The sequence below is a fragment of the Desulfobulbus sp. genome (genome assembly GCF_031547805.1).
Lineage (GTDB): Bacteria > Desulfobacterota > Desulfobulbia > Desulfobulbales > Desulfobulbaceae > Desulfobulbus.
The window spans coordinates 1-10,994 of the sequence record NZ_JAVBRQ010000044.1 but is presented as its reverse complement, the minus strand read 5'-3'; the positions used below and the strand labels follow the sequence as shown (position 1 = coordinate 10,994).

Below are 10,994 nucleotides of genomic sequence, written 5' to 3'. Positions count from 1 at the left end.
AGGTGGTCTCGATTCGACGAGTCCGCCAGTTACGCACTCAAATCCTCAATGAATCCCGAGCAGCATGGGGGGACACCGACCCAATACGGCCAGCTGCAAATCCGGAAATTGCAAATGCAAGCCCTTAACCGGACATCAATGAAGTAAATGAGTCAAAATGACGAATATTGCCCTTGGGAATGGCTTCAAGTCCGACAGGCTCCTAGCGGGGGGCGGATGGCGGAGGGATTGCGCGCGGGACGGCAAGGTCGCCCCGGCCGTGCCGATGCCCGGCCTGGAGCGTCGGCCCTCCGGCAGGGCACCCTTGCCCGGGAGCGTAGCGGGAAGCACGGCGAAAATATTGCGCGCTTTCCCCTCTGCTCAGACCGGGAGGATGCGATAGAGAATGGCGGCAATCACCATGCAGACCGGGATGGTGAGGACCCAGGCCATGACAATGTTGCCGACGATGCCCAGCTTGAGGGCATTGGCGCCCTTGGTGCTGCCCACGCCCATGATCGAGGTGGAGATGATGTGGGTGGTGCTGACCGGGATGCCGAAGTGGGAGGCGGTGAGAATGACGGCTGCGGCCGAGGTTTCGGCGGCAAAGCCGTGGATGGGTTTGAGCTTGATCATCTTGCTGCCCATGGTGCGGATGATCCGCCAGCCGCCGGCCATGGTCCCCAGCCCCATGGTCACGGCGCAGCCCAGAATGACCCAGGTGGGCACCTTGAAGGTGGGCAGGGTGTGGTAGCTGACCAGGGCCAGGGTGATGATGCCCATGGTCTTCTGGGCATCGTTGCTGCCGTGGCTGAAGGCCATGATCCCCGAGGAGACCAGCTGCAGCCGCCGGAACCAGTTGTTGACCGTGTTGGGCCGCGCCCGCGAGCAGAGCCAGAGAATCACGATCATGCACAGAAAACCGATGCCAAAGCCAATGATCGGCGAGGTGATCATGGGCATGAGCACCTTCTTGGTGACGCCGTCGAAGTGAACGACATGATAGCCGGCCTTGGAGATGGTGGCCCCCATCAAGCCGCCGATCAGGGCATGGGACGAACTGGAGGGAATGCCGTAGTACCAGGTGATCAGGTTCCAGATAATGGCGGACAACAGGGCGCACAGGATAACCCCCTGGGTCACGCCGTCCGCATCCACGATCCCCTGGCCGATGGTGCTGGCCACGTGGGTGCCCATGAAGGCGCCGGCGACATTGAGCACCCCGGCGTACATGATGGCGGCGCGGGCGGTCAGGACCTTGGTCGAAACCACCGTGGCGATGGCGTTGGCGGAGTCGTGGAAGCCGTTGATGTATTCAAAGATCAGGGCGGTGACGATGACGCAAATGAGTAGGGTGAGAACCATTGGGCTTTGTCCCTTTTCCGTGCTCTCCCTCAAACGACGCGGTTTCCGCGTCCATCGGGAAACAGCGTTGGTTGGAAATCAGCTGTGCTTGAGCGCGATATTGACGGTCAGATCGGAAATGACCGAGCAGATGTCCAGGGCATTCTCGATGCCTTTGTAGATGTCGCGCATCTTGAGCACATACAGGGCATCGTATCTGCCGGAAAAGATTTCTTCGGTGGCGGTGAACAGGATCTCGTCGCCGCGATTCTCGATATCCTTGATCCGGTAGTTGCAGGCGGTGATGTCCTTGAGCGGCGCGTTCTTCTTCAGCATCGAAATGATCGACCGCAACTCCTCCGCCGACTTGATCAGCACTTCCGCCTGCTTCTTGACGATATCGTTATAGGAGTCGATCTTGTAGATCCTGAGATTGACGCAGGCCTTGAGGATGATCTTGGTACTTTTGTACAGGTTGGTCGAGATCAGCTGGATGTCTTCCCGGTCGATCGGGGTGATGAAGGAGGCGTTGAGCAGGGTGAGGCTGCCCTCCATGGCCTCGACGGCGCGCCGTTTGTAGGTCTTGGCGTGAATGAGGTACTCTTCCCGCTGTTTGAGGTCGGAATGGACAATCTGGTAAAAGAGTTGGGAGGAAAGTTCGATGACCTCCGCACCATCCTCAAAAAAATTGTAGAACTTGTTTTCCGGTGGCGGCAGCAGTTTGGCGAGAAACCCTATGGCCATATACGTTGTTCCTCCTTGAGAAAATGCACAACAGAAGCAAGCGGCGCGCTCCGGCGGCAACCGGCCGGCGGATGCGTCTTCGCATCCTGCCCCGCTTCTTTTCGGTTTTCGGCTTGTCGCCGGATGGATGGTGATGGGATGACGGGTCACGGGTGCCGTGCGCCGCACCGACTTTACCTTCCTCAAAAAATTCTGACATTAAAAAAACAACCTGGCTGCCGTTTTCCACGCAAACCGGCGACAGCTGCCACTCTTGATATTTTCTCGAACAAATTCAGACCATTAAAAACAAGGATACATACATTGAGCCAAGAATTTTGTTTTAAATCCCGATATCTCAATATATATTATTGCGAATCGTGCGGTGGTTCGGACCAGTCCCCCCATTTCCCGGCCCCGCCCCTGAAGTTTCTTTTGTCCAGCAGGTGAGCAGGTTGATGCGGTTTTCCACGGTGTTCAAATTTCGCCTCGGCCTTTTGCTCGTCCTGGGAAGCGCCCTGCTTGCCCCTGCCGCGTGCACCCCGGTCGGCCCCGACTACCATCCCCCCCAACCGTCGATGCCCACCCAGTGGGACGAGGGAACCGGGGTCGACGGCGGCCCGGCCGCAACCTACGCCCGCTGGTGGTCCCTGTTCCACGATCCCCTCCTCGACGAGCTCATCGGCCGGGCAGTGGTGGCCAATCCGGATCTCAAGATCGCCGAGACCCGCGTCCGCGAGGCCAGGGCCCTGTATCGCCAGGCCGCTTCCGGCCTGTTGCCCTCGGTGGACGCGGGCGCCTCCTACAGCGGCAGCCGCGAGAGCAAGCACAAGTCGGACGATGCCAAGACCACGGACCTGTTCCAGGTGCAATTCGACGTCAATTGGGAGATCGATGTGTTCGGTTCGGTCCGGCGCCAAACCGAGGCCGCCGAGGCCAACCTCGCCGCCACCATGGAGGACCACCGGGCGGTGCTCGTTTCGCTGGTTGCCGAGGTGGCCAGGAATTACGTCGAGTTGCGGGCCTATCAGCAGCGGCTTGCCATTGCCCGGGAAAACAGCCGCAGCCAGGAACAGACCGTGGATCTGGTGCGCAATAAATTCCACCTGGGCCTGGGCAACGAGCTGGAGGTGGCCCAGGCCGAGACCCTGCTGGCCCAGACCAGGGCCGAGATGCCGGCGCTGGAAAGCGGCGCGGTCCAGGCCATGCACCAGCTGGCTCTGCTTCTTGGCCGGCAGCCGCAAACCCTGAAGGCGGAACTGAGCGTGGCCGGTGCCACTCCGCCGGTGCCGCCGCACCTGCCCCTTTCCCTGCCCTCGGAGCTTTTGCGCCAGCGTCCCGACATCCGCAGCGCCGAACGCCAGCTGGCGGCCGCCACCGCCAACGTGGGCGTGGCCACGGCCGACCTGTTCCCCCGTTTTTCCCTCGCCGCCCTGATCGGGCTGCAGAATTCCTCGCTGAGCGATCTCGTTTCTTCCTCAAGCCATTTCTGGTTGGTCGGCCCCGCAATCAACTGGTCGTTGTTCGACGGCGGCAGGAGACGGGCCGTGGTCGAAGCCAGCGAGGCCCAGCGGCAGCGGGCCGAACTCACTTATGAAAAAACGGTGCTGACGGCCCTGGCCGAAACCGAAAACGCGCTCGTGGCCTTGAACCGCGAGCGGGAAACTTACGAAATGCTGAAGACGGCCGTGGACGCCAGCCAGCGGGCCACATTCATCGCCCGCGGCTTGTACAAGGCCGGCCTGACCCCTTTTCTCAACGTGTTGCAGAGCGAAAACGCCCTGTACCAATCCCAGGACAAGCAGGCGCAAAGCGGCCAGCGCCTGGCGGTCGACATGATCGCCCTGTACAAGGCCCTCGGCGGCGGCTGGCACTTCCCACCCGCCTCCGCCCCCACCTCCTCCGGCACCGATGCCAAGCCCCTTGCCAGGAATATTCCATGATACCGTTGTTTCCCGCCCCTGCCCCGGTGTGTCGCCGTCCGGCCACCGTGTCTTCGCTTTTCTTGCGTCTTTTTACCTGTTTGTTCGTTGCGCTGGCGCTGGCCGGCTGCTCAAAGGAGCGTGATCCGGGGGCCGGCCAGAAAAAACGGGCCGCCATTCCGGTGACCGTGGCCGACAGCGTCAAAAAGACCTTGCCCCTGGAGCTGGCCGCCACCGGCCATGTCGAGGCCTCGTCCACGGTGGATATCCGCTCGCAGGTGACCGGCACCCTGAAAACGGTCCATTTCCGCGAGGGCGATTCGGTCAAGGCCGGAGCGCTGCTGTTCTCCATCGATCCCCGCCCCTTTGCCGCCAACCTGGCCAAGGCCGAAGCCGACCTGGCCAAGGACCGGGCCTCGCTGGAAAATGCCCGCCGCGAATCCGGCCGTTACTCCCAGGCCGCCCAAAAAGGCTATGTGTCGCAAGAACAGGCCGACCAGGCCGCGACCCAGGTCGCCACCCTGGTTGCCACGGTCAAGGCGGACGAAGCGGCCGTGGACAGCGCCCGGCTGGAGTTGGAATACTGCTCGATCCGCGCCCCGTTCACCGGCCGGACCGGCGAACTGCTCATCCACCAGGGCAACCTGATCACGGAAAACGCCGCCACGCCGATGATCACCCTCAAGCAGGTCGCCCCCATTCTGACCTCCTTCACCGTGCCGGGCCAGCATTTGCAGGACATCGCCCGCTATCAGGCCGCCGGCAGCCTCAAGGTGCTGGCCACCCTGCAGAAACAGGCCGATTCCCCTGCCCTTACCGGCCAATTGGCCTTCATCGACAATACCGTGGACCCGACCACCGGCATGCTCCGGCTCAAGGCCAGCTTTACCAACGAAGACGGCCGGTTGTGGCCCGGCCAGTTGATCGAGGTGCGCCTTGAACTGACCAAGCGGCCGGACTGCATCGTGGTGCCCTCGCAGGCCGTACAGGTCGGGCAGCAGGGCTCCTACGTCTACGTGGTCAAGGACGATCAGACCGTCGGCTACCGGCCGGTGACCGCCGGCATGCTCTATCAGGGAGAAACAGTGATCGAATCCGGGCTGGCGGCGGGCGAGCGCGTGGTCACCGACGGGCAGCTGCAACTGGCCGACGGGGTCAAGATCGAGGTGCGAGGCGTAAACAAGGAAGGCGGCGGCCAACAGAGTTCCGGCAATAAAGACGGGCGGACCGCCTCATGAACGGCATTTCCGATCTCTTCATCCGCCGGCCGGTCATGACCGTGCTGGTGATGTTCAGCATTCTGCTCTTCGGGGTGATCGGCTATCATCACCTGGCGGTCAGCGATCTGCCCAACGTCGATTTCCCCACCATCCAAGTCACCGCCACCTTGCCCGGCGCCAACCCGGACACCATGGCCTCGACCGTGGCCACGGTGCTGGAAAAGGAATTTTCCACCATCTCCGGCCTGGACTCGATGAGTTCGATTTCCAGCATCGGCACCACCCAGATCACCCTGCAATTTTCCCTGGACCGCAACATCGACGCCGCCTCCCAGGACGTGCAGACCGCCATCTCCGTGGCCAACCGCCGCCTGCCGGACGACATGACCGATCCGCCCTCGTTCCGCCGTATCAACCCCGCCGCGGACCCGATCCTGTTCATCTCCCTCAACAGCCCGACCCTGCCGCTCTCCCTGCTCGACCAATACGGCCAGACCATGAGCCAACGGCTGTCGATGGTCAGCGGCGTGGCCCAGATCACCCTGCGCGGCTCGCAAAAATACGCGGTGCGGGTGCAGCTGGACCCGGTGGCGATGAAGGGGTTCGACCTCGATCCCGACGAGGTGTCCACGGCCATCGACCGCCAGAACGCCAATCAGCCCATGGGCCAGTTGAAAGGGCCGTACACCAACCTGACCCTCAAGGCTAGCGGCGACCTCAAAGTCGCGGCCCAGTACCGCGACATCGTGGTGGCGGTGCGCGGCGGCCGTCCCATCCGCCTGGCCGAGGTGGCCAAGGTGATCGACAGCGTAGAGGACGACCAGTCCGGGGCCTGGTTCTTCACCCCCACCACGAAGGCCCAGACCATCATGCTGGCGGTGGAGAAGCAGCCCGGCGCCAACACCATCGAAGTGGCCAACGCGGTCAAGGCCCTGCTGCCCAAGCTGGCCGAAACCCTGCCCGCCTCGATCAAGCTCTCGGTCCTCCGCGACGGCAGCATCGCCATCACCGAATCAGCCCACGATATTCAGTTCACCCTGCTGCTCACCCTGGTCCTGGTGGTGCTGGTGATCTTTCTCTTCATCCGCAACTTCAGCGCCACCGTGATCCCCAGCCTGTCGCTGCCCATGTCGGTGATCGGCACCTTCGCGGTCATGTATCCGCTCGGCTACAGCCTCAACAACATGTCGCTGATGGCGCTCACCCTGGCCGTCGGCTTCGTGGTCGACGACTCCATCGTGGTACTGGAGAACATCGTCCGCCACATGGAAATGGGCAAAAGCCGGATGCGGGCCGCCTTCGATGGGGCCCGCGAGGTCAGTTTCACCATCATTTCTATGACCCTGTCGCTGGTGGCGATCTTCATCCCCCTGCTGTTCCTCGGCGGCATCATGGGCCGACTGTTCCGCGAATTTTCGGTGACCATCGGCGTGGCGGTGCTGGTCAGCGGCGTGATCAGCCTGACCCTGGTGCCCATGCTGTGCAGCCGCTATTTGCGCGAAGGCGCGCATGTCCACCAGGGGCGGATGTACCGGGTCACCGAGGCCGCCTATCAGTGGATGGTGCAACTCTACGACCACAGCCTGCTGGCCGTGCTGCGCTACCGGCGGACCACCATGCTCGTTTCCCTGGTCATCCTGGCGGCCACGGCCTACCTGTTCGTGGCGGTGCCCAAGGGGTTCATTCCGGCCGAGGACCGCGGCTATATCATGGTTTCCACCCAAAGCGCCCAGTCCGCTTCCTGGTTCTCCCAAGTCGCGCACCTCATGCAACTGGCGGCCATTGTCCAACAAGATCCCAATATCGACCGCTTCATGGTCAACGCCTCCTCCAGCACACCCTTCATGATGCTGATGCTCAAGCCCCGCCATGAGCGGCTGCTGACCGCCGACGAGGTCGTGCTTGCCCTGCGGCCCAAGCTCAACACCGTGCCCGGCATCCGCGCCATGCTGGTCAATCCGCTGCCGATCAACATCGGCGGCCGCCGTTCGCGCAGTCTCTACCAGCTGACCCTCCAGGGAATCGACACCGACAAATTGTACAGTACGGCCCGGTCCCTGGAGCAAATCATGCTGAACACGCCGGAGTTGCTCGACGTTTCCAGCGACCTGCAAATGGACAATCCGGAACTGCGGGTGGAGATCGACCGCGACCGCGCCCTGCTGCTCGGGGTCTCGCCCAAACAGATCGAAGACACCCTGTACAGCGCCTTCGGCGACCGCGACGTGTCGACCATTTTCGGCGCCAACGACCAGTACAGCGTCCTGGTCGAGTTTCTTCCCGACCTGCAGAAAAACGCCTCGGCCATGGATCTGCTGTACATCCGCTCCGACCAGGGGCCGCTGGTGCCGATCTCCACGGTGGCCACCCTCACGCAGGGGCTGGGACCGCTGTCGATCAACCACTCGGGCCAGTTGCCCTCGGTGACCCTGTCCTTCAACATCAAGCCCGGCGTGGCCCTGAGCCAGGCCCTGGCCGATCTGCAGCAGAAGGCCAACGAGATCCTGCCCACCGGCATCACCGCCTCTTTCCAGGGTAACGCCCAGCAGTTCCAGGCCGCCCAGGGCAGCATGGGCTGGCTGCTGGCCCTGTCGATCGTGGTCATCTACATCGTGCTCGGCATCCTCTACGAAAGCTACATCCACCCTCTGACCATCCTCACCGCCCTGCCCTTTGCCGGTTTCGGCGCCCTGATCACCCTGATGCTGTTCAAGGTCGACCTGTCGATCTACGCCTTTGTCGGCATCATCATGCTGATCGGTTTGGTGAAGAAGAACGGGATCATGATGATCGATTTCGCCATTGCCGCCCAGCTGGAGGGCAAGGGCGCGGCCGAGGCCATCCACCAGGCCTGCGTCATCCGGTTCAGGCCGATCATGATGACCACCATGGCCGCGCTCATGGGCGGCATCCCCATTGCCGTCGGCTACGGGGCCGGGGCCGAGTCGCGCCAGCCCCTCGGCTTGGCCGTGGTCGGCGGCCTGCTGTTCTCCCAGACACTGACCCTGTACGTGACTCCGGTGTTCTATCTGTATATGGAAGAGCTGCAGCAATGGCTCAAGCACCGCAAGGGCCGGGGGCCCAAGGCGATCGAGTAGCACTTTTTTTCGCGGGACCGGCTTTCCGGAGCGTCAAGAACTCCGCCGATTGCCGGTAAACGAGCTGGGCTGAGGTTCGATGGAAATCAGAATGAAAAAAAAAGGCGGCCCTGTGCGGGCCGCCTTTTTTATGGGCAAAAAACGGGAAAACGGGTCGGCCGATCAGACGAGCAGCTCCAGGCCGGAGAAGAAATAGCCGATCTCGAAGGCGGCGGTTTCGGGGGCGTCCGAACCGTGGGTGGCGTTGGCTTCCAGGGAATCGCCGAATTCGCGGCGCAGGGTGCCCTCGGCGGCGTTGGCCGGGTTGGTGGCGCCCATCAGGTCGCGCCATTTCTTGATCGCGCCTTCGGCCTCCAGCACCATGACGATACAGGGGCCGCTGGACATGAAATCGGTCAGTTCGCCGAAAAAGGGCCGTTCCTTGTGGACATAATAAAACCCTTCGGCCTCGCGCTTGCTCAAATACAGCTTCTTCATGCCGACGATCTTGAATCCTTCGGCGTAAATGCGGGCAATGATCTTGCCGGCGTTGCCGGCATTGAAGGCATTGGGCTTGATGATGGCAAATGTGCGTTCCATGGGCAACGTTCTCCTGGCTGGATGGTCGATGGCAACGCTTCGCACGGGATGCGGAAGCGGCGGTGGCAAATGTGGGCCTGCTATACCATGAACCCGGCGCAAGGGCAACAGTGGCGGCGTCTCTTTTCGCCGCCCTCCGCGGCGCGAGCCGCAGGCAACAAAAAGGGGATGCGCCCGGTCGAGCCAGGCCGCATCCCCGCGCGGTCCTTCCGGGCGTCGACGCGCCAGAACGTCTCTTGCCGCTACTGTTCCAGGGGCACGAACCGGCCGTCCTTGACGGTCAGCATGGCAAAGGCGTCCGGCCCCAGGCCGCCGTGGTCGGCGGTGGAAAAGTTGAAGGTGCCGGCGGTGCCGATCAGGCCCTTGATGTTCTCGATGGCGGCGCGCACCTTTTCCCGGTCCTCGCCGCCGACCTCGATGGCCTTGACCAGGATGGTCATAGCATCGTAGGTATGGCCGCCAAAGGTCGAGACCTTCTCGTCGTATTTCTTTTCGTAGGAATCCCGGTACTTGACGAGAAGATCCTTCTGCGGCCCGGCGGGCAGGAAATCCGCCACCAACAGCCGGCTGGCCGGGAAAACGATGCCTTCGGCGGCCACGCCCGCGGCCTCGGCGTACTTGATGTTGGCAAAACCGTGGCTCTGGTAGATCGGCACGTTCCACCCGGCCTGGCGGATATTTTTCGCCAAGATGGACTGGGCCGGCACGATCGACCAGTTGACCACCGCCTCGATCTCGGGGTTGGCCTTCAACTTGGCAACAATGGCGGCGAGATCGGTGGCGTTTTTATCGTAAACTTCCTCGGCGGCAATGGTGATGCCGAAATCCGGCGCATTTTTGGCCAACTGCTCCTTGCCGGCCTTGCCGAACCCGTCGTTGCCGGCCAGCACCGCGATTTTCTTGATCCCCTTCTTGCGCATGGTCGTGAAAATCTGCTGCGCCGCAAAGGAATCGCTGGGCGCGGTCTTGAACACATGCGGGGTTGCCGGGATGGTGATGGTCTCGGCCGCGGAGCAGGAAATCATGATCGTCTTGCCGGCTTCGGCGATCTTCTTGATGCTGAGGCTCTCGCCGCTGGTCGACGGCCCGATGATGGCAAAGACCTTTTCCTCGTCGATCAGCTGTTTGGCAAAGGAGACCGCCTTTTCCGGGCTGCTGCCCGAATCCTTGACGATCAACTCGACGGGCTTGCCGGCAATGCCGCCCTTGGCATTGATTTCATCCACCAGCATGCGGAGCGACCGCGCCTCGGGCCCGCCCAGAAAGGCCGCCGGGCCGGTTTCGGCGAGGATGGCCCCGATCTTGATTCCGGCCGCCCAGGCAGGCGATGCCATCAGCAAGGCCGCCACCCCGCCCCATGCCATGAAACGTCCCAACATCCGCAACGCCCGTCCGTCCTTGCCCATGTGCTCCTCCGCTTTGAAAAAACAGGACCTTGAAATGAACAGGCGTTGTTATGACAAATAGCCGCCCGTTCGTCAACGAATACCGCGCGGCCGCAGGCCGTGGCGCGATGGGCCACAGGCCGCCCGAGGCGGTTCGTCCGATCCGTTGCCCGCAGCATCGCATTCGGACGGACCGACGGTGATCCGGAGCGCTCCAGAGTGGAGCGGCGGCCCATCGCGCGGAAGCTGTCCGTCCAGCGGGGACGGCGAAGAAAAACGCATTTTCTTTGCGACTTTCGGGAGATATGCCAAAAAGATGATGGCACTTTCCCGGCAACCGCGTTATCCCGGGTTATTCATAAAGAGCTGTGAACAAGAATGAGGACATGTGGCAACACCTTGTAATCGCTAAAGGAAAACGCATCACCCCAGAGGTCCTCATGAACGCAGTGTGCCACGAACAGTTTGAGTTGGAAAGTCTTTTCGGCAAGAAGCTGACCGGTGGGTTTGATGGTGGCTCGATCAGTTCCGATGGTGGCAGTCTTGTACTCCGAGAACTTGATCTTCGGTATGGTGTCACAAAGTTAATGGCTCGTTCTCTGCTGGACAGACGGGCCGCCAATCGGGTCCATCATGGGTTGGAGACGCTGCTCAAACAACGGGTCTACGGCATAGCCCTGGGTTGCGAAGATGCTAATGACCATGACCGGCTCCGTTATGACCCTGCGCTGAAAGCAGCCTGCG

8 protein-coding genes are annotated in these 10,994 nt (G+C 62.0%); 4 read left to right on the top strand and 4 right to left on the bottom strand.

Annotation, left to right across the window (positions count from 1 at the left end; genetic code table 11):
- Nucleotides 1-360: 360 nt before the first annotated feature.
- Together RMR13_RS14440 and RMR13_RS14435 are read right to left on the bottom strand one after the other, a co-directional pair.
- The gene (locus tag RMR13_RS14440) at nucleotides 361-1,344 is read right to left on the bottom strand and encodes an inorganic phosphate transporter (protein WP_310601330.1); all 984 of its coding nucleotides are present in this window, start codon (nucleotides 1,342-1,344) and stop codon (nucleotides 361-363) included.
- 78 nt (nucleotides 1,345-1,422) lie between these two features.
- Nucleotides 1,423-2,067 (bottom strand): DUF47 family protein, encoded by a 645-nt coding sequence (locus tag RMR13_RS14435; protein WP_310601329.1) that lies wholly within the window; start codon nucleotides 2,065-2,067, stop codon nucleotides 1,423-1,425.
- A 437-nt stretch (nucleotides 2,068-2,504) separates the two neighbouring features.
- Here RMR13_RS14435 and RMR13_RS14430 point away from each other — a divergent pair, with 437 nt between their 5' ends.
- The 3 genes from RMR13_RS14430 to RMR13_RS14420 are packed head-to-tail and all read left to right on the top strand — an operon-like array spanning nucleotide 2,505 to nucleotide 8,286.
- Entirely contained in the window at nucleotides 2,505-3,989 is a 1,485-nt protein-coding gene (locus tag RMR13_RS14430; protein WP_310601328.1) for an efflux transporter outer membrane subunit, read from the top strand.
- On the top strand, nucleotides 3,986-5,206 hold the full coding sequence (locus RMR13_RS14425) for an efflux RND transporter periplasmic adaptor subunit (protein ID WP_310601327.1): 1,221 nt from the start codon (nucleotides 3,986-3,988) through the stop codon (nucleotides 5,204-5,206). Before RMR13_RS14430 ends, RMR13_RS14425 begins: the two co-directional genes overlap by 4 nt.
- On the top strand, nucleotides 5,203-8,286 hold the full coding sequence (locus RMR13_RS14420; protein ID WP_310601326.1) for an efflux RND transporter permease subunit: 3,084 nt from the start codon (nucleotides 5,203-5,205) through the stop codon (nucleotides 8,284-8,286). Before RMR13_RS14425 ends, RMR13_RS14420 begins: the two co-directional genes overlap by 4 nt.
- A 162-nt stretch (nucleotides 8,287-8,448) precedes the next feature.
- Here the strand turns inward: RMR13_RS14420 and ndk are convergent, their stop codons facing one another.
- On the bottom strand, nucleotides 8,449-8,865 hold the full coding sequence (gene ndk, locus RMR13_RS14415; RefSeq protein WP_310601325.1) for a nucleoside-diphosphate kinase: 417 nt from the start codon (nucleotides 8,863-8,865) through the stop codon (nucleotides 8,449-8,451).
- A gap of 242 nt (nucleotides 8,866-9,107) precedes the next feature.
- A complete protein-coding gene (locus tag RMR13_RS14410; protein ID WP_310601324.1) occupies nucleotides 9,108-10,271 on the bottom strand; it encodes an ABC transporter substrate-binding protein in 1,164 nt (387 codons plus the stop codon).
- A gap of 365 nt (nucleotides 10,272-10,636) precedes the next feature.
- Between RMR13_RS14410 and RMR13_RS14405 the strand changes: the two genes are divergently transcribed.
- Nucleotides 10,637-10,994, top strand: a 358-nt coding sequence (locus RMR13_RS14405; protein WP_409070302.1) for a transposase, incomplete at its 3' end; no start/stop codon positions are given.

What these genes read in the sequence shown, in the direction of transcription:
- RMR13_RS14440 (WP_310601330.1), bottom strand. Translation starts at nt 1,344, where the DNA reads ATGGTTCTCACCCTACTCATTTGCGTCATCGTCACCGCCCTGATCTTT.
- RMR13_RS14435 (WP_310601329.1), bottom strand. Translation starts at nt 2,067, where the DNA reads ATGGCCATAGGGTTTCTCGCCAAACTGCTGCCGCCACCGGAAAACAAG.
- RMR13_RS14430 (WP_310601328.1), top strand. Translation starts at nt 2,505, where the DNA reads ATGCGGTTTTCCACGGTGTTCAAATTTCGCCTCGGCCTTTTGCTCGTC.
- RMR13_RS14425 (WP_310601327.1), top strand. Translation starts at nt 3,986, where the DNA reads ATGATACCGTTGTTTCCCGCCCCTGCCCCGGTGTGTCGCCGTCCGGCC.
- RMR13_RS14420 (WP_310601326.1), top strand. Translation starts at nt 5,203, where the DNA reads ATGAACGGCATTTCCGATCTCTTCATCCGCCGGCCGGTCATGACCGTG.
- ndk (WP_310601325.1), bottom strand. Translation starts at nt 8,865, where the DNA reads ATGGAACGCACATTTGCCATCATCAAGCCCAATGCCTTCAATGCCGGC.
- RMR13_RS14410 (WP_310601324.1), bottom strand. Translation starts at nt 10,271, where the DNA reads ATGGGCAAGGACGGACGGGCGTTGCGGATGTTGGGACGTTTCATGGCA.